This is a genomic window from Streptomyces aurantiacus JA 4570 (assembly GCF_000414115.1).
Taxonomy (GTDB): Bacteria; Actinomycetota; Actinomycetes; order Streptomycetales; family Streptomycetaceae; genus Streptomyces; species Streptomyces aurantiacus_A.
This window is the reverse complement of sequence record NZ_AOPZ01000229.1, coordinates 1-17,628: the sequence shown is the minus strand read 5'-3', so window position 1 is coordinate 17,628 and position 17,628 is coordinate 1. Positions and strand designations below refer to the sequence as shown.

Annotated in this window: 17 protein-coding genes; 7 read left to right on the top strand and 10 right to left on the bottom strand. The window is 72.1% G+C overall.

Annotated features, from left to right (window positions below):
• Positions 1 to 37 precede the first annotated feature (37 nt).
• From fxsA to STRAU_RS22280, 4 genes are all read right to left on the bottom strand, one after another.
• Positions 38 to 625, bottom strand: a complete 588-nt coding sequence (fxsA, locus tag STRAU_RS22295; RefSeq protein WP_016642640.1) for an FxsA family membrane protein — start codon at positions 623 to 625, stop codon at positions 38 to 40.
• 88 nt (positions 626 to 713) lie between these two features.
• Positions 714 to 1,508, bottom strand: a complete 795-nt coding sequence (locus STRAU_RS22290; RefSeq protein WP_016642639.1) for a polyprenol monophosphomannose synthase — start codon at positions 1,506 to 1,508, stop codon at positions 714 to 716.
• Positions 1,509 to 2,100: 592 nt separating this feature from the next.
• Positions 2,101 to 3,783, bottom strand: a complete 1,683-nt coding sequence (locus STRAU_RS22285) for an amidohydrolase (protein ID WP_016642638.1) — start codon at positions 3,781 to 3,783, stop codon at positions 2,101 to 2,103.
• A gap of 89 nt (positions 3,784 to 3,872) precedes the next feature.
• The gene (locus tag STRAU_RS22280; RefSeq protein ID WP_016642637.1) at positions 3,873 to 4,313 is read right to left on the bottom strand and encodes an Lrp/AsnC family transcriptional regulator; all 441 of its coding nucleotides are present in this window, start codon (positions 4,311 to 4,313) and stop codon (positions 3,873 to 3,875) included.
• Positions 4,314 to 4,550: 237 nt separating this feature from the next.
• On the opposite strand from STRAU_RS22280, the gene STRAU_RS22275 reads away from it, so the two are divergent.
• Entirely contained in the window at positions 4,551 to 4,994 is a 444-nt protein-coding gene (locus tag STRAU_RS22275) for a hypothetical protein (RefSeq protein ID WP_016642636.1), read from the top strand.
• 4 nt (positions 4,995 to 4,998) lie between these two features.
• Here the strand turns inward: STRAU_RS22275 and STRAU_RS22270 are convergent, their stop codons facing one another.
• The gene (locus STRAU_RS22270; RefSeq protein ID WP_016642635.1) at positions 4,999 to 6,099 is read right to left on the bottom strand and encodes a phosphotransferase family protein; all 1,101 of its coding nucleotides are present in this window, start codon (positions 6,097 to 6,099) and stop codon (positions 4,999 to 5,001) included.
• Between the two features lie 32 nt (positions 6,100 to 6,131).
• Positions 6,132 to 7,262 (bottom strand): Rv3169 family protein, encoded by a 1,131-nt coding sequence (locus STRAU_RS22265; protein ID WP_016642634.1) that lies wholly within the window; start codon positions 7,260 to 7,262, stop codon positions 6,132 to 6,134.
• 389 nt (positions 7,263 to 7,651) lie between these two features.
• On the opposite strand from STRAU_RS22265, the gene STRAU_RS22260 reads away from it, so the two are divergent.
• Entirely contained in the window at positions 7,652 to 8,167 is a 516-nt protein-coding gene (locus tag STRAU_RS22260; RefSeq protein ID WP_016642633.1) for a hypothetical protein, read from the top strand.
• On the opposite strand, the gene STRAU_RS22255 is transcribed toward STRAU_RS22260, so the two are convergent.
• Entirely contained in the window at positions 8,130 to 9,302 is a 1,173-nt protein-coding gene (locus STRAU_RS22255; protein ID WP_016642632.1) for an acyl-CoA dehydrogenase family protein, read from the bottom strand. The genes STRAU_RS22260 and STRAU_RS22255 overlap by 38 nt on opposite strands.
• 415 nt (positions 9,303 to 9,717) lie before the next feature.
• On the opposite strand from STRAU_RS22255, the gene STRAU_RS22250 reads away from it, so the two are divergent.
• On the top strand, positions 9,718 to 10,980 hold the full coding sequence (locus STRAU_RS22250; protein WP_016642630.1) for a glycoside hydrolase family 18 protein: 1,263 nt from the start codon (positions 9,718 to 9,720) through the stop codon (positions 10,978 to 10,980).
• Positions 10,981 to 11,035: 55 nt separating this feature from the next.
• On the opposite strand, the gene STRAU_RS22245 is transcribed toward STRAU_RS22250, so the two are convergent.
• Positions 11,036 to 11,704, bottom strand: coding sequence for a TetR/AcrR family transcriptional regulator (locus STRAU_RS22245; RefSeq protein ID WP_052029193.1), 669 nt, complete (start codon positions 11,702 to 11,704; stop codon positions 11,036 to 11,038).
• Between the two features lie 140 nt (positions 11,705 to 11,844).
• Between STRAU_RS22245 and STRAU_RS22240 the strand changes: the two genes are divergently transcribed.
• Genes STRAU_RS22240 through STRAU_RS22230 form a run of 3 tightly spaced genes read left to right on the top strand, consistent with a single transcriptional unit; the run spans position 11,845 to position 14,326 of the window.
• Positions 11,845 to 12,459 (top strand): DUF6230 family protein, encoded by a 615-nt coding sequence (locus STRAU_RS22240; protein ID WP_016642628.1) that lies wholly within the window; start codon positions 11,845 to 11,847, stop codon positions 12,457 to 12,459.
• Positions 12,450 to 13,412, top strand: a complete 963-nt coding sequence (locus STRAU_RS22235; protein ID WP_016642627.1) for a DUF6114 domain-containing protein — start codon at positions 12,450 to 12,452, stop codon at positions 13,410 to 13,412. The genes STRAU_RS22240 and STRAU_RS22235 overlap by 10 nt, the downstream gene beginning before the upstream one ends.
• Positions 13,409 to 14,326, top strand: a complete 918-nt coding sequence (locus STRAU_RS22230) for a hypothetical protein (protein WP_016642626.1) — start codon at positions 13,409 to 13,411, stop codon at positions 14,324 to 14,326. Before STRAU_RS22235 ends, STRAU_RS22230 begins: the two co-directional genes overlap by 4 nt.
• 64 nt (positions 14,327 to 14,390) lie before the next feature.
• Here STRAU_RS22230 and STRAU_RS41600 read toward each other — a convergent pair whose 3' ends face one another.
• Positions 14,391 to 14,534, bottom strand: coding sequence for an SCO1431 family membrane protein (locus tag STRAU_RS41600; RefSeq protein WP_016642625.1), 144 nt, complete (start codon positions 14,532 to 14,534; stop codon positions 14,391 to 14,393).
• A gap of 207 nt (positions 14,535 to 14,741) precedes the next feature.
• On the opposite strand from STRAU_RS41600, the gene STRAU_RS22225 reads away from it, so the two are divergent.
• The gene (locus tag STRAU_RS22225) at positions 14,742 to 16,229 is read left to right on the top strand and encodes a M1 family metallopeptidase (protein ID WP_016642624.1); all 1,488 of its coding nucleotides are present in this window, start codon (positions 14,742 to 14,744) and stop codon (positions 16,227 to 16,229) included.
• 69 nt (positions 16,230 to 16,298) lie between these two features.
• Here STRAU_RS22225 and STRAU_RS22220 read toward each other — a convergent pair.
• A partial coding sequence (locus tag STRAU_RS22220) for a peptidase C39 family protein (protein WP_037661101.1) occupies positions 16,299 to 17,628 on the bottom strand: 1,330 nt, incomplete at its 5' end.

Below are 17,628 nucleotides of genomic sequence, written 5' to 3'. Positions count from 1 at the left end.
AGGGGGCGGAGCCCCCTGGTGACGCGAGGGCGCTGCCTCAGCGCGGCAGTTGTGGGCCCCCGGCGTCGGGCTGCTGGGGCGGGGGCTGGTCGTCGTCGCGGATGACCTCGCCCTGGACCACCTTGCCGTCGGGGCGGTGGATCCGGGACTGCTGGAAGGCGTCCCCGAAGCCGCCGGGCGCGGCCGCCGCTGCCGCGCGGACCTTCCGCTCGAAGGCCCGCTCCGCGCTGCGGCTCAGCACCTTCTGCAGCGGCGGCACCAGCAGGAGCAGCCCGAGCCCGTCCGAGATCAGGCCGGGCAGGATCAGGAGCAGGCCGCCGAGCATCGTCAGGGCGCTGCCGCCACCGGAGTCCGGCGCGGGCGCGATCCCGCTCTGCTGCTGTCGCAGCGCCTCACTGAGGTTCTTGAAGGCGCGGCGCCCGGCCCGCTTGATGACCAGGGAACCGAGCACAAGGCCGCCCACGAGCAGCAGGAACACCACCAGGCCGCTGCTGGCCCCCGCCACGACGGTCAGCAGCCAGATCTCCAGGACCAGCCAGGCGACGAGGCCGAGCGGCAGGAACCTGAGGACGCGCGAGCGCCGGGGCCGGGCGGTCTTGGTGGGAGGCGGTGTGCCAGTCGTCATGCTCCCAGTGTGCCTGGGCCCGCCTCAGACCGGCATAAGAGGGTGATCAGAAACCGGAGGTCAGGCCGTCACAAAGCGCGCCGGGACGTCAGGAGGACGGTCTCCGGCCCAGGACCCTGCCGACCCGCTCCCCCACACCCCACGCGGTGACCCGCCACAGCGCCTCGGCGACGATGTCCCGGCTCATCTTGCTGTCGCCCAGCTCCCGCTCGACGAAGGTGATGGGCACCTCCACGACGTGGTAGCCCGCCTTGACGGCGCGGCGCGCCAGGTCGACCTGGAAGCAGTAGCCCTGGGAGGCCACGTCGCCGAGGCCGAGGCCCTCGAGGGTCTCGCGGCGGAAGGCGCGGTAGCCGCCGGTGACGTCGCGGACCGGCACGTCGAGCAGCAGCCGCGAGTAGGTGCTGCCGCCGCGGGAGAGGAACTCGCGGGACTTGGGCCAGTTGACGACGCGTCCGCCCGGCACCCAGCGCGAGCCGAGCACGAGGTCGGCCCCCTTGAGGGCGGTGAGCAGGCGCGGCAGTTCCTCGGGCTGGTGGGAGCCGTCGGCGTCCATCTCGACGAGGACTCCGTAGCCGTGCTCCAGGCCCCAGGTGAAACCCGCGAGATAGGCGGCGCCGAGACCTTCCTTGCCCTTGCGGTGCAGTACGTGGACCTGGTCGTCCTCGGCCGCGAGCTCGTCGGCGATCTTTCCGGTGCCGTCGGGGCTGTTGTCGTCGGCGACGAGGACGTGCGCCTCCGGCACGGCGGTGCGCACCCGGCCGACGATCGCCTGGATGTTCTCCGCCTCGTTGTAGGTCGGGATGATCACCAATGCCTGGCCGAGCGGGCCGAACTGCCGCTCCGCGTCCACTGCTTCGCTGATCCCGCCGCCGTTGCTCACTACTGCCCCTTCGTTCGTACGCAGGGGACCACCATAGTGGGCCGGGCCTGGGGTGTTGCGACGCCACGGACGTCGGCCGGGCGGGGGGCGCGGAGCGGGCGGCTCCGCGACGCACGGCGATGGCGGACCGCGGATGACGGATCACGGAGGAGCGCGTTGCTGCGGATCGGGCCCGGCGCCCTTCGGGCCGGCCTGGGACCCGCTGGCTGCGGATCGACCGAGAGCCGTTGTCTACTGAGCGTCCGGGCCCCACCCGGGTCGCACCTCCCCCGCGCTCCGGGGAGCGGGAGGACGACCCCCTTCCGGCGGATGCGTTCCCGCGTCGATGCGTCGTGGGCGCTGGACCTGGCTCCCAGCGGCGGTGTGCCGTGATGGCGCACCGCCCGTGATCCAGCGGCGGTCGACGGCTGCGTGCGGGTTCGCCGGTCGGACGTCCTGTGGTGGACGCGCCGAAACTACCCGTCGACGGAGGCCGTCTGTCAATAGCCGTTTGACCTGCGGTCTTTGCGCAGATCAGCAGGTCAGTGGCGAGGACTCGCAGGTCGCGCGACGCGCCGTGTGGCCCCGTTCGGAGCCGCGCCGCCCCGGTACATCACTCGTTGGGCCGTACGAATACCGGCTGTCCGCCGACCACGGTCCGCAGGCAGACGGGGAGGTCCGCGCCGGGGCTGAGGTCCGGCAGGCCCGGTGTGCCGGAGCGCGGGTCGGTGGACCAGCGGGCCACCCGGTCGTCGGGGGCCTGGACGAGGAGTTCGCCGGTGCGCCACACGGCGTAGTCGGCCGGTGCGCCGGGCACCAGGACGCCCGCGTCGTCACGCCCGACGGCCCGCCAGCCGCCGCGCGTGTGGGCGGTGAACGCGGCGCGCACGGACACCCGGTGCCCGGGCGTGCGGTGGAAGGCGGCGGCGCGGACCGTGCCCCAGGGGTCGAGGGGCGTCACCGGGCTGTCGGAGCCGAAGGCCAGCGGGACACCCGCGCGCAGCAGGGCCGCGTACGGGTTGAGGGTGCGGGCCCGCTCGGCGCCCAGGCGCTGGGCGTACATGCCGTCCTCGCCGCCCCACAGCGCGTCGAAGGCGGGCTGCACGGACGCGGTGAGGCCGAGCTCGGCGAACGCGGCGATCGTCTCGGGGGTGAGCATCTCGGCGTGCTCGACGCGGTGCCGGGCGGCGCGCACCCGGGCGAGGCCGACCTTCTCGGCGGCGGCGCGCACGCCGTCCACGACGGCCGTGACGGCGGCGTCACCGATGGCGTGGAAACCGGCCTGGAGGCCCGCGTCCGCGCAGGCCGTGACGTGCGCGGCGACGTCGGCGGCGGTCAGGTAGGAGTTGCCGCACGCCCCCTCGCCGGCGCCGCCCACCCCGCCGGCGCCCTGGGCACCCCCGGTGCCCTTGTCCGCGTAGCCCTCGCACAGCCACGCCGTGTGCGAGCCGAGCGCGCCGTCCACGAACAGGTCGCCGGCCGCGCCCGCCGCGCCCAACTCCCGCGCGCGGGCGACTCCTTCGGCGCCCTGCTCGGCCCAGTAGCCGACGACACGCGGCCCGGCCTCCTCCCCGGCCAGACGCAGCAGTGAGGTGAAGTCGTCCTCTCCGGAGATGGTGGGCCCCGCGCACTCGTGGACCGAGCCGATGCCGAGCGACGCGGCGTGCCGGAGCGCGGCGCGCTGGGCGTCGGCCCGCTGCCGGGGCGTGACCGCCGCGTGCGCGGCGGCGCGCACGGCGTGGTGGGCGTCGGCGGTCAGGGGCGCGTCGGCGTGGAATCCGGCCGCGTCGGCGACCCCGGGGACGAGGTCGAGGAGCGCGGTGCTGGCGACGGCGGAGTGCACATCGATCCGTGTCAGGTAGAGCGGGCGGCCGCCGGTGACCTCGTCGAGCTCCGCGTGCGTGGGCGGGCGGCCGCCGGGCCAGCGGGCGGCGTCCCAGCCGTGGCCGAGCAGCACGCGGTCGTCCGGGCGCGCGACGACGTGTTCGCGTACGAGAACGAGCGCTTCGTCGAGACTGCGGGCACCGGACAGATCCAGGCCGGTGAGCGCCAGGCCGGTGGCCGTCGTGTGCACATGGGCATCCGTGAACGCCGGGGTGACCAGGGCGCCTTCGAGGTCGACGACCTCGTCGACACCGTCGGCGAAGGCGTCGGCGGCGCCCTCGGACCCGACCCAGGCGACATGTCCGCGCTCGACGACCATCGCGGTCGCGAAGGGGTCGGCGGGGCTGTGGACTTCTCCGCCGCGCAGCAGGACGGTGCGGTGCCCGCTTTCGGGGGTGATGCGCTCGCTCATGGGGAACAGTCTCGCGCCTGCCCGGGGGACGGCCGCCCGCGGGGTCTCCCGGCCGCGCCCGCCCCGGCCGGGCGGGGTCGCCCGGCGTGTCAGATGTGCGGCGGCCGCGCCTCGTACGGCGTCGAGAGGACCACCGTGGTGTGCGTGGAGACACCGGCGAGCGTACGCAGCCGGGCCAGCAGGTTCTCCAGTTCGTGCGGGGTCGCCACGCGCACCTTGAGCAGGTAGTTCTCGGCGCCGGCGACGCTGTGGCAGGCCTCGATCTCGGGCACGGGGGCGAGGCGCTCGGCGATGTCGTCGGGGGCGCTGGGGTCGAACGGCTTCACCGCGATGAAGGCCGTCAGCGGCAGGCCCACCGCCTCCGGGTCGACGACCGCGGCGTAGCCCCGGATCACTCCTCGCTGCTCCAGCCTGCGCACCCGCTGGTGCACCGCCGAGGTGGACAGGCCCGTGGCCTTGCCCAGGTCGGTGTAGCTCATCCGCCCGTCCTTGACGAGCAGCTCCACGATCTGTCGGTCCAGCTCCTCCATGCGCCGAACCTACAGGTCCCTTGATCCTCATCGATACCTGAGCGACGCAAGGGATGAGGCGAATCGGTACCACCGGTGTCCGTAGCGGAGTGGCACCTTCCTCCGGCATGTGACGAACGCCACAGAACTATAACCGTGTCTTCGGGGCAGGAGCGATTACCCCCAGGACCGGACGGGAAGTGCTTGCTGTGGTCGAGGCCGCAGCGCCTTGTCGGCCCACCCGAGGGGGAGATTCCCATGCAGAACCTGAAGCGCCCCGGTCGCTCCGCGCGCCGCAAGCAGCAGTCCATCGAGCTCGAGCCCGCCCCGGAGGGCGTCGAACGCACCGACGCCGCCGACGACGAGCTCGACGCGTACGACACCTTCGAGATGTACCGCGTGCTCTGCCCGGACTGCGGGCAGCCCATCGCGCTCCTGGCGGACGAGGACGTCCTGCCCGAGCACGCGCTGTGCCCCACCCCGTGGAACCCGTTCGGGCTCACCGTCTGCGCCGGCACGGGCCGCGCGGCGACCGAGGCGCGGGCCGCGGACGAGTCCATGGAGGCCCAGGAGCAGGACACCGCGCTCCTGTTGACACTCCCTCAGGGTCTCGACTGGCGCACGCAGCCGTTCTCGCACGTGGGCGGGCCGGGATCCCAACCGATCCGGGTGCCCCGGCAGTCCCACCGCGCGGCCGCCTGAGCCGTCACCAGTAGCTGCCCTGCACCATCGCCGCGAGTTCGGCGTGGTGCAGGATCAGCGTGTCCGGGTCGTCCGGCACCGTCGCCTCCCCGAAGTGCACCTGCCGGTAGGCGACCCGCAGCATGACGACGGCGTGCCTGAGCGCGGCGTACAGCGTGTAGAAGTCCATGTCGCGCGGCCGGTGGCCGGTGAGCTCGGCGTACCGTTCCTCGATCCGCTCGCGGCGCAGGAAGTCGGGCAGTCCGCTCTGCCCGAAGCTCACCGTGAGGTCCTGGAAGAACCGGTGCAGGTACACGGTCCAGCCGATGTCGACCTCGCGCGGGGCCAGGCAGGCCATCTCCCAGTCGAGCACGGCGGCGGGTTCGAAGCCGTCGTAGATGACGTTGCCGATGCGGGCGTCGCCCCAATTGAGGACCGGAGCGCCCTCGTCGCGGGGCCACAGCTCCTCCAGTCTCGCGAAAGCGCTTTCGACGAGCGGGGAGTTGGGCAGCCCGTCGACCACCCAGGCGTAGTAAGCGCGTTGGGACGCGACATGCCGCCGCAGCGCGCTGCCGTCGCCCTCCAGGGCGAGGAATTCGGCCTCGGCGGCCGGGACTTGGTCGTGCAGCCGGGCGAGGATCCGGACCGTCGCGTCCTCCAGGTGCGCGCGCTCCGCGTCGCCCGCCTCGTACAGCCAGTTGCCCTCGTACGTATAAGGCATCACGTCCGGCGGCACCCGCCCCGCGACCCGTTCCATGACGAAGAACGGCGCGCCGAGCGGCCCCGGGTCCTCCTCCAGCCACAGCACGCGCGGCACCGGCACCTCGCTGTGCTCGGCGACCAGGCGCATGGTGCGGTGCTGGCGCGCCATGTCGTACACGGGAAAGATCGTGTACGCGGCCGGGTCCGCCGCCAGCCGCAACGCGCAGGCGCGCAGCGGTGGTTCGGGGTGGTCGATGTCGAAGAGGAGCGTCTCGCTGGACATGCCGTTGGACTCGGGGACGGTCACGCCGACGGCCCGCGCGCCGGGCAGGCGGCCGCCGAGCCAGGCCGTGAGGCGGCGGGCCAGCTCCTCCGGGTCACGGGTCGTCGTACGAAGTCGGGGCTGCCGGGGTGCCGTTGCCATGTGCGTACTCCTGCCTCGGTGGGCGCGGCCGTTCAGGACGGCGCCATGGAACCGAATCCCGTGAAGCCGCTCGGGTCGTGGCGGCCGAACGTGCCGTGCTCGAAGATGCCGTGGCCGACGCGGCCGTCCAGGGTGAAGCGGGCCGCGTGGTCGATGACGCCGTAGGCCGCGAGGGGGTGGGCGGCCGGGTCGGAGAGGTCGTAGGCGCGCCGGTCGACCCAGTCGCGGCCGCGCCAGGTGCCGTGCTGCCAGTCGTCGGCGGGCGGATAGCCGGCGCCGACGGCGAGCGGCAGGGAGGTGAGCGGCTCGACGACGAGCTCCAGCGGTTTGCGGGTGTCGGGATCGATGAGGTGGAGGACGGCGCGCTCGGGGTGCCGGGTGCCGGGGCGGTAGGTGATGTCGGCCTGGGGCCAGCCGAGTTGGCGGTCCGGGCGGCCGGGGCGGACGAGGGTCGCGTCGTTGAGGGTGCGGTAGCCGTCGGCGTCCTCCTGGGTGATGACCATGAGGAAGCGGTCGTCGAAGCGCACCGGGCACCAGATCCAGTGGAAGCCCTCGGTGGGGAAGTCCTCGCCGATCCGGCCGCTCTCCTCGCCCGGGATGGGCCGCACGCCCCAGCTCCGGTCGCGGGTCGCCGTCCACTCCCCCGCCGTCACCGCGATCTCCTCGCCGCCGACGCGGATCACCCCGGCGCAGCCGCCCGCCTGCACGAAGCGGCGCCCCTCGAGGGTGAGGCGGCCGCCGCGGCGCTGGATGTGGTGCGGCTCCCACAGGGCCGGGAAGGCGGCGTTCCACTCGATGTCGTACGCGAGCGAGGCGGCGTCGTCCGGATCGGCCGCGCAGGTCAGGCGCAGCCGGCGCAGCGGCTCCTCCACCGTGATGCGCAGCGGGCCCACGGACAGGTTCATCCGGTCATCGCCCAGCGCGTCGGAGGCGCGTACGGCGTGCAGTGCCTCGCCGGTGCGCAGGGTGGCGTAGGCGTCGATGACCCCGGTGTTCGGATAGACGCCGAGCCCGAGGATGAGCAGGGCGCGGCCCCGGTGGTCGAGGAGGTGGAAGATGCAGCGGTCGTAGGCGTTGCGGTCGCCGGTCGCGACGTGCTTCATCGACAGCGGCACCTGATGGACGGGGTACTCGTCGAGCGGTACGGGACGGTCCTCCGGCACGGCACACCTCCCTGGGCGCGGGGAAACCGGCGCCGCCCGGTGTGCGGCGGGGCCCCGGCGCGGAGATGACGGTACGTCAGATGACTGGCGGGGGCCATACACATGCCAGGCCGGGTGCCGCCGGTGGCGCGGGCGCCGCGCGCCGTGTGCGCCGCGGCCGGACGGGGCATGAACGCACGCACGATTCGACCCGATGGTGACCTGGCCGTCGCGCCGCGCGTTGGCCCGGCATGACCACCCCCACACACGCTCCGGCCGGCCACCGTCGGCGCCCGCTCGCCAACGCGTCCGCCGCCGCAGAATCGGTTCCTCACCGGCCTCAGTACCCCCACTACGGGCAGCCGCCGCAATATTCACAACAGCCCCCGTATCCGCAGCAGACACAGTCGGTGCCGCCCCCGCCGCAGCCGGTCCCGCAGCAGGACCCGCCCATCTACCGCGCCCTGCTGCGCCACTGGGCCGAGCGCGGCCGGACCCTGCCGGGACGGCACGACCCGGAGTGGGTCAGGCTCGCGGCGCCGACGGTGCGCAGCGGGCAGTTCGGCGGGCATTACGGGGCGGGTGGGGAGGGAGCGTTCGGCGCGGGTACGGAGGGGGCGTTCGGCACGCGTGCGGACGGGTCGTTCGGCATGAGCACCGAGGGGGCGTTCGGCGCGGGCTCCGGCGGGTCCTTCCGCGTCGGCGGAGACGGGCGGTTCGGCGTGGACGCCCGGTTCGGCGCGGACCGGGAGTGCTCGTTCGGCACCGGCCAGAACCGCCGGTTCGGCACCGAGAACCGCCGGTTCGACGCCGAGCAGGAGCACTCGTTCGGCACCGGTCAGGACCGCCGGTTCGGTACCGATCCGGGCGCGCCCGCCGACCCGCGGCTCAGCGTGCTTCGGGTCCCGCGAGGTGGCGGGCGATGACCATGCGCTGGATCTGATTCGTGCCCTCGACGATCTGCAGCACCTTGGCCTCGCGCATATAGCGCTCGACCGGGAAGTCGGCGGTGTAGCCGTAACCGCCGAGCACCTGCACGGCGTCCGTGGTGACCTTCATCGCGGTGTCCGTGCACAGCAACTTGGCCATCGCCGCCTCCTTGGAGAACGGCCTGCCCGCGTCCCGCAGCCGGGCCGCCGCCAGATACAGCGCCCGGCCCGCCTCGATCTGCGTCGCCATGTCCGCGAGCATGAAGCGCAGCCCCTGGAAATCCGCGATCGGGCGCCCGAACTGCCGCCGCTCCGTCGCGTACCGCAGCGCCTCCGCCAGCGCCGCCTGGGCCACGCCGATCGCGCACGCCGCGATGCCGAGCCGCCCCGAGTCGAGGGCCGAGAGCGCGATCGCGAAGCCCTGCCCCTCGTCCCCGATGCGCCGCGCGTCCGGCACCCGTACGCCGTCGAAGTGGAGCTGCGCCGTGGGCGAGCCCTTCATGCCCATCTTCTTCTCCGGCGCCGCGGCCTCAAGGCCCTCGGCGTCGCCCGGCACCAGGAAGGCCGTGACGCCGCGTGCGCCCTCGCCGCCGGTGCGGGCCAGGACGGTGTAGAAGTCGGCGATGCCGCCGTGCGTGATCCACGCCTTCGTCCCCGTGATGATCCAGTCGTCGCCGTCGCGCACGGCCTTGGTGCGCAGGGAGGCGGCGTCGGAGCCGGAGGAGGGCTCGGACAGGCAGTAGGCGCCGAGCAGTCCGCCGCCGAGCATGTCCGGCAGGTGCTCGGCCTGCTGCTCCTTGGTGCCGTAGCCGGCCAGGCCGTGGCAGGCGAGCGAGTGGACGCTGACGCCGAGGCCGACCGTCAGGCGCGCGGCGGCGAGTTCTTCCAGGACCTGGAGATACACCTCGTACGGCTGGTCGCCGCCGCCGAACTCGGAGTCGTACGGGAGGCCGAGGAGGCCCGATTCGGAGAGCAGCGTGAAGAGTTCGCGCGGGAAGTGGCCGGATTCCTCCTCCGCGGCGGCGTGCGGCGCGATCTCGCGCTGGATGAGTTCACGCACGAGCGCGAACAGATCCCGGGCCTCTTCGGTGGGCAGCTGACGCTCCACCGGCTGTGCGGCTCCCTCGGACATGGCGCTCTCCTCTCCCTGTAGGGCGCTTCAGCGGGCGCGCGCACGGGGTGTGGCGCCGCCGCCGGGGACACTGCCAAGCCGATGCTGCCCTTCCGGGTCGCGGAAGCGGCTGACCAGCGACTGTGGCGCGTTGAGTATGCCCGATCGGCGGCACGCCGTCACGGCTTCACGGAACCCATCGGCCGATCTTCATCGGCCCGTGTCCGACGGGCCCCATCGGCTGATCCTCATCGGGCCATGTCCGGTCGAACCGTACGAGCGCCACGCCGCGCGGGAATTGGTCCGAACCATTGACGCAATGGTCTAGTCCTCCTAGAGTCCAGCGGCACAAGACGTCTTTGCGTTCATGTCAATTCAACGCGCGAGCAACGCACCACCCCCACATGCTCCCCTCTCCCCCCACGAGGAGACAGCGATGCCAAGACCGAACCGTCCCCGCGCCCGCCTCAGGGCGCTTCTGGCCACCGCCTGTTGTGCCGTCCTCGGCGCCGGACTGCTCGCCGGCGCGGGCACCGCCACGGCGGACCCGAACTCCGGCGCCTCCCGGGCGGCCGCCTCCGACGCCGACGCCAAGGCCGGCTCCCGTGTGGTCGGCTATTTCACCGAATGGGGCGTCTACGACCGGAACTACCACGTCAAGAACATCGAGACCTCCGGCTCGGGCAGCAAGCTCACGCACATCAACTACGCCTTCGGCAACGTCCAGGGCGGCAAGTGCACGATGGGCGACAACTTCGCCGCCACTGAGAAGAGTTACACCGCCGACCAGAGCGTCGACGGCGTGGCCGACACCTGGGACCAGCCCCTGCGCGGCAACTTCAACCAGTTGCGCAAGCTGAAGAAGAAGCACCCGAACCTGAAGGTCCTGTGGTCCTTCGGCGGCTGGACCTGGTCGGGCGGCTTCACGCAGGCCGCGCAGAACCCGGCGGCGTTCGCCCAGTCCTGCTACGACCTGGTCGAGAACTCCAAGTGGGCCGATGTCTTCGACGGCATCGACATCGACTGGGAGTACCCCAACGCCTGCGGTCTTACCTGTGACACCAGCGGGCGAGCCGCGTACAAGAACCTGATGTCCGCGGTGCGGGCGAAGTTCGGCGCCAACAACCTGGTGACGGCGGCCATCCCGGCCGACGCCTCGTCCGGCGGCAAGATCGACGCCGCGGACTACGCGGGCGCCGCCCAGTACGTCAACTGGTACAACCCGATGACGTACGACTTCTTCGGCGCCTGGGACGCCAAGGGGCCGACGGCGCCGCACTCGCCGCTCAGCTCCTACTCCGGCATCCCGAAGGCGGACTGGAACTCGCAGGCGACGATCGCCAAGCTCAAGGGCCTCGGCATCCCGTCCGACAAGCTCCTGCTGGGCATCGGCTTCTACGGCCGAGGCTGGACCGGCGTCACGCAGAAGGCGCCGGGCGGCACCGCGACCGGCCCCGCGCAGGGCAAGTACGAGGCGGGCATCGACGACTACAAGGTCCTCAAGACCAAGTGCCCGGCCAACGGCACCGTCGGCGGGACCGCGTACGCCCACTGCGGCAACAACTGGTGGAGCTACGACACCCCGGCCACCATCGCCGGGAAGATGAACTACAAGAACCAGCAGGGCCTGGGAGGCACGTTCTTCTGGGAGCTCAGCGGCGACACCGGCAACGGTGAGCTGATCAAGGCCATCAACTAGCGGTCGCCGCACGGCGGTCGGGGGGGGCGGGAGTCGGCGGGCTCCCGCCCCTTCGTCATGCGCGCGGCGGCGCGGGGAAGCCGGGCTCGAACTCCTCGATGACGGTCAGCGTCTCGCGCAGCGTGCGCACCAGGAAGTCCCGCACGGTGTCCCGCGCCAGGGCCTGGGCGGAGCCGATCCAGTCGAGCGTGACGCCCTCGACGCTGCACAGCCAGCCGAGCAGCGCCATCCGCACCAGGGGCGGCACGTCGCGGCGACCGTAGGCCCCGTCGGCGATGGTGCCGATCATGGCCTCGCGCACGCCGTCGCGTATGGCGTGCACCTCGGCGTCGAAGCCGACACCGCCGCTGACGATGGTGCGGTAGGCCGCCTGGTGGTGCTCGGCGTAGCGCAGATAGCCGTCGATGGTGCGCTGCACCCGCTCGGTGGGCGGCAGTTCGGTGTCGCTGCCCGCGCGTTCGACCAGGTCGGCGACGGAGTCCTCGATGATCGCGAGGTAGTAGCCGCGTTTGGACTTGAAGTAGTAGTAGATCAACCCCTTGGCGACGCGCGCCTGTCGTGCGATGTCGTCCATCGACAGCGCGTCGTAGGACGTGTCGGCGAACAACTTGCGGCCGATGACGATGAGTTCTGCGCGGCGCGCCACGGAGCGGTCGGTGCCGCGCGCCTGCGGGCGTTCCGCACCGCGGGAACGATCGGTACCGCGCTGTTGACTATTATTCAATTTCGGCCCTAGTCTCCAACTGCCTCGGAATCAGCCGCAGTATGGCAGACCCACGTCGCCTGCCCGGACCGGCGCGAGACCCGACGGCGCGTCGTCACGCACTCCCCTTACGCACCGGAACGACGTACGGGAGGAAGACAGTGAGCACGGCGAAGAGAGCCTTACGCGAAGGCAGAACCAATTGGAAGAAGACGGCTGTTGTCGCGCTGCCCGCGGTCCTCGCGGTCGGCGCGATGGCGTCCGTGATGGCCGAGGGCGCGCTGGCCGCGTCCTTCGCCGTCTCCGGCACCAGTTTCCAGGTCTCGTCGGGGAAGCTGACCAGCCAGGGCCTCGCGAGCTATGTACAGGTCGACCGGGACGTCGACGGCAAGGGCCACCCGGTGGCGCTGCTCGGCATCGGCGACGCCACGCTGTCCGACATCTGTCAGGCGGCCGAGGTCAAGACGCCGCTCGGCACGGTGGTGTTCAAGCTGACGGCCGGCGGCTCGGCGGGCAACGTCACCGCGAGCAATCTCATCATCGACGGCGAGGACCTGGTGGGCGACGCCCGCTTCGGGACCGCGGAGATCGGCCGGGACGCCTCGACACTCGACGAGGTGCCCGGGGTCAAGGGCGACAAGGGCAAGTTCGGGCTGCAGGCCGGGGACATCGAGGTGTCCAAGGTCCGCTCCAACGCCTGGTCGGCCACCGGCGGGAACTTCCGCCTCAAGGGCATGAAGGTCGACGTCAGCCTCGGCGGCAAGAAGTGCTTCTGAGCGGACCGGGCGCCCCGCGCGCCGGGGGCTGGCTCGACGAACGGCTTCCCTTACGGGACCTGCGGCGCGTCCTGCGCAGATGGCGGCGCACCCGGCCCTTCTGGGGCGGTCTGCTGCTGATCCTCGGCGGGGCCGAGCTGCTCGTGGTGCCGCTGTCGCCGCTGACGGTCCTGGTGAGCCTCGGGCTCGGCGGGATCGCCGCGATCGGCATCGGGATCGCACTGATGGCCGCCGGGTTGTTCCTGTGGCTGCTGCCGCACGCGCACCACTACGTGTCCGTCAACGCCCTGATCCTGTCGGTGCTCTCGTTCGCGGCGACGAATCTCGGCGGGTTCCTGATCGGCATGCTGCTCGGCATCGTGGGCAGCGCCATGGGCTTCGGGTGGACGCCCGTCCCGGACGACGACCAGGAGGCGGCCGGGCGGCCGAAGGTGCGTGACGGGCAGGGCACTCGGACGCTGGCGGTCCTGCTGCCGGTGGTGCTCGCCGGGGCGGTGCTGTGGGGCGCCGCCCCGGCGCGGGCCGCGCCCGGCGACGGGGGGATCGTGGCGGCGCGCACGCCGCCGACGGTCACCACGACGCTGTTCGCCCCGCAGGGCTTCATCGTCGCGGGCGTCACCGAGATACCCACCGCCGACGGCCCGTTGAAGGCGATGGTGCTGCGCATGAAGGCGGCCTCGCTCACCGACTACCGGCTGACGACCCGCGACGGCAGCCGTGAACTCACCCTGGGGGCCGACACCTTGGACCTCAGCGGTGAGGTCACGCTCTATCTGACCAAGTTCAAGGGCTGCATCGAGGGCATCCTCTGTCTGACGTTCACGCCGGACAGGCTGCCGGTGCCGCCGCTCGTCCCGCCGTTCGTCTTCATGACGCAGGTGAGTGCCGAGCAGGCGCTCGTCACCTCCGACACGATCGTCGCGGGCGGACTGAGGCTGGGGGCGCGGGCGTGATCCAGATCCAGGCCGCGCTGTTCTGGGCGTACGCGGCGGGCGCGACGTTCGCGCTCGCCGCGGGCCGCCAGCTCCAGGTGTGGGAACGGATCAACGCGGGCGAGGGCCCGCGCACCCGCAGCCGCGCCGCCAACCCCTATCTGGCGCTGACGGTGCTCTTCGCGGCCGTCCTGATGGTGCCGACCGGGCTTTTCCTGCTCTGGCAGAACCCGTCGTGGGCGACCATGCATGTGGCCCGCGGCCACGACGACGTGTGGGCGGGCTTCGTCCTCTTCTACGCGGGCGGGATCCCCGTCGCCGCCGTCCTCGGGTTCCTCGCGGCGCAGATGCTGGTGCTCGTGGGCGCCGGCTACTGGGCGTACCTGCAGTGCGTGGGCGGATACTTCCTGCTGTTCGGGGCGCTGGTGCACGGCTGGGACGGCAGCGGCTACGAGCGGTTCCTGTCCCCCGGCGCGCGCGACTGGGCGGACTGGCCGCAGGACAGCGTCGTCAACAACGCCCTGGACTTCCTGACGTCCGGCACGTTCCTGGCGCTGCTGGTCTTCGGCGCGGCCGTGATCGGGACCATGCTGATGACGGAGATCGGCTGGCTGATGGAGGGCTGGTCGCTGCCCGGCGCGGACGAGGACCGCAAGGTCCACCGCGTGCTCGCGATCGCCATCGCGGCCGCGGGGGTCTACGGCCTGCCGTTCCTCGGCGCGGTCACCGCGAGCGCGCTCGTGCGGCTGCTCGGCGGCTGGCTGGGGCTGCCACTGTTCGCGGTGCTCGCGGGTGTCGTGCTGCTGCCGGGGCGGTCGCCGGTGCGGCGGCTCTACGGCCTGGTGGGCGTGCCGCACCGGCACTGGCGGGCGGATCTCGACCTCGCGACCGGGCCCGCCGGTGAGACTCAGGTCACAGAAGACCGGTCCGGCTGACGGGCGTCACAGCAGACCCGTCCGGCCGACGAGCGTCACAGCAGACCGATCTGGCTGACGAGCGTCACAGCAGACCGATCTGGCTGACGAGCATCGCGAGCACGACGACGAGGGTCCAGCCGGCGAGGTGTTCCAGGACGTTCGGGCCGTCCTCGGGGCCGCCGGTGCGGGCCTTCGGGCGGGCGGCGGTGGCGGAGGTCGCGGTCATAGGGCTTCTCGCTGACGTTCTTCGGCCGGCTTCGGTGGTCCCCCGGCCGGGCTGGGCAGTGGACAGTCCCCCCACTGGCCCTACCACCATGCCAGCCCCACCCGGAATCCTGAGCGAGACGTTGGTCACGCGTGACCACAACTGCGGCGGATCGCCATGCGTCTAAGACGGCGTACGTCCGCGCAGCATCCGACCGAAAGGTTTCCGATGAGCACCATCAGGACGCTCCGCCGCAGGAACCGCAGAGCGCGGCTCGCCCTCGCCGGGGCCGTGACCGCGGCGGCCGCCCTCACCGGACCGGTCTCGTACGCCACTCCCGCGGCAGCGGAGAAGCCCGCCCCCGGCGCTCCGGGGCTCGGCGACCCGATGTTCCCCCTCGACGGCAACGGCGGATACACCGTCGACCGCTACTACCTGGACTTCGACTGGCAGGCCCCGAAGACCCCCTTCGGCGCGTCGGCCACCATCAAGGCCACCGCCACCCAGTCCCTGTCCCGCTTCAACCTCGACTTCGGCGGGAACACGCTGCACTCGGTCACCGTCGACGGCAAGGCGGCCGGCACCTCGCGCGAGGGCGACGAGCTGACGGTCACGCCCAAGTCCCCGATCGCCAAGGGCCGTTCCTTCACGGTCAAGGTCACGTACACCGCCGACCCCACCCAGACCCGGCACCGCGACGACGCCATCGAGGACTACGGCTGGATCCCCACGCCCGACGGCACCGTCGTCTATCCGCAGCCCAACGGCGCCCGCCTGATCTTCCCCGCCAACGACCACCCGAGTCAGCGCGCGCCGATCACCTTCCGCATCACCACACCGAAGGACCTCACGGCCGTCGCCAACGGCAAGCTGACCGGCAAGGCCGAGGTCCCCGGTGACCGGGTGCGCTGGACGTACGACTCCGAGCAGCCGCTGTCCACCCAGCTCGTACAGCTCGCCGTCGGAAAGTTCACGATGGTCGACAGCACCGGGCCGGGCGGCCTGCCGCTGCGCGACATCGTCCCGGACGCCCTGGTCGAGCCGACCGCGAAGTACCGCAAGCTCACCCCGGACCATCTGACCTGGCTGGAGCGGAAGCTCGGCAAGTACCCCTTCAACCGCTACGGCATCCTCGTCGGCGACACCGACCTGGCCGTCGCCCTGGAGACCCAGACCCTCTCCCTCGTCCCCAAGGCCGACCTGCTCGGCACGCAGGTCGACGCCGAGCGGAACCTGGTGCACGAGCTGACACACCAGTGGTTCGGCGACAGCGTCGCTCTGAAGAGCTGGTCCGATCTATGGGTCAGCGAGGGCCACGCCCGCTTCTACGAGCGCATGTACTCCGAGGAGCACGGCGGCGACAGCTTCGAGGCCGCCATGAAGGCCGCGTACAAGGCACACGACCAGTGGCGCCGCGACTTCGGCGCGCCCGCGGAGCCCACCGAACCGAACCTCTTCAAGCGCATGCGCTACGACGGCTCCGCGCTGGTCCTGTACGCGCTCCGCGAGAAGGTCGGGGACGCCGCCTTCCAGAAGATCGAGCGCGCCTGGGTCAGCCAGTACCGCGGGAAGACCGCGAGCACCCAGGACTACATCGACCTCGCCTCGAAGGTCGCGGGCGAGGACCTGGAGGGCTTCCTCAAGCCGTGGCTGTACGGCCCGAAGACACCGCCGATGCCCGGTCACCCGGACTGGGTGGTGGATCCGGCGACCTGAGGGCGGTCCTGCCCGCCGGATTCCTGACCAAGGGGCCCCGTCCCGCCTCGCCGGGACGGGGCCCTGCCCTCAGCGCACGCCGACGGCGAGCAGCGCGCTCACCTGCTCCTTCGTGGGGTGCACGGGGAAGTACAGATAACAGACCCCACCGGTCCCGGAAACGACCGTGCCCTGGGCGTTCTTGCGCTTGGTCCGCAGCCAGATGTTCTCCCACTCGCGCCGCTTGTAGACGCGGCGCACCGCCGGATTGTTCGGCGACGCCGGGTCGTTGGCGATCACGTCACCGCTCTCGGTGAAGCCGATGACGGTCATCAGATGGCCCGCGGTGCCGTAACCGGCGCCGGTCAGCTCCTCCTTGAGGAAGGACTGCGAGGTGATGGCGGGGATGCCCGCCCGGATCAGCGTCTCCAGGTCGGTGAGCGAGCCGAGCCGGGTGACGACGGCCTGCATGTCCTTGTACGTCGCCGCGTAGGCGGCGTTGAACGGCCAGTTGCCGCAGCCGCCGTACTGGTAGTCGTAGGTGAAGCGGGCCGCGTGGCACACCTGCGGGTCGGCGAAGTCGGGGTCGACCCAGGCCAGGTCGTCCGCCGTCGGCTTTCGCCCCCAGTACTCCAGGATCATCTGCGACGACGTGGGGCTGCACCATGCCTCGCCGCCGTTGTCGTACTCCGGGTACTGCCCCTTGTGGATGTCCTGCGAATAGCGCGGCACCGTCAGCTCCTTGGCGAGCCCCGGCTCGGAGGCGGGCACCGTGAAGCGGTCGGGAACGTCGGAGGCCATCGCGCCGAGCCGCCACACCGTGGGCGTGAGCGCGGTGCCCGGCTTGCGGTACAGCGTCAGACGCAGGCGGTACGAGACCACGCGCAGGCCGCTCGCGGTGTCGTCGACGGACAGGGTGTCCGTCCAGACGGTCGTCCGGCCGTCGGACTGGTCGTCGACGGACGTGCGCCTTATGACGGCGGCCTGGGGCTGCTGCCGGTCGTCGCCCGAGTTCCAGCGGCCGAGGACGTACCAGGGGGAGGTGGCGCCGTCGGAGTACGTGGCCTCCAGCTCGACCTGGATCCAGGTCCCGGTGGGGGTGCGGGCGTTCCAGGAGGCGATGACCTCCGTGGCGGGCACGGCACAGCGGTGCGCGGGGCCGGTCCACCGGGCGTACTCCCAGGTGGTGGCCTTGCCGGTGTGCGGGTCGGTGTAGTCGCTCGTGCCGGCGGGGGTGGCGATCTCGACGCCCGGGCGGCCCTTGGGGACGGGTCGGGTGCCGCTCGCCGTTCCGGAGCTCCAGTCCTTGCGGGAGGTCCAGAAGCGGTTGTCGACCAGGCGGTCGGCGCGGCGCGGGCGGCGGCGGGCCGCGGGGGCGGCCCCCGCGGGGGACGCGGTGGCCGTTGTGGCTGCCGTGGCC